The sequence below is a fragment of the Streptococcus sp. oral taxon 058 str. F0407 genome, from assembly GCF_000235485.1.
GTDB lineage: Bacteria > Bacillota > Bacilli > Lactobacillales > Streptococcaceae > Streptococcus.
In genome coordinates this window covers 38,529-38,753 of record NZ_JH378892.1, presented here as the reverse complement: position 1 = coordinate 38,753, position 225 = coordinate 38,529, and the positions used below count along the sequence as shown (strand labels likewise).

Here is a 225-nt window from a genome sequence, read left to right as displayed (position 1 = left end):
CTTCCATTGATGAAAAATTGGAACGTCTTCGCACAGCCAAGAAATCTGTAAGTGAAATCCAACAGAATGTTCACAATATCAAGTATCCCATCATGCATCGAAATATTCAACCTGAATGGCAAGGTAAACAAAAAGATGACTTCACCAAGCAGTGGGAGACCTTCTCCAGTGACTACACGAGTTTCCAAACAGAGATGAATACCTTCTATGATGCCGTCTGTGATG

General features: G+C 40.9%; 1 protein-coding gene. It reads left to right on the top strand.

What is annotated here, in order from left to right:
• Positions 1 to 225 (top strand): YwqH-like family protein (locus tag HMPREF9184_RS09000; RefSeq protein ID WP_009444418.1); only part of this gene is annotated, 225 nt, incomplete at both ends.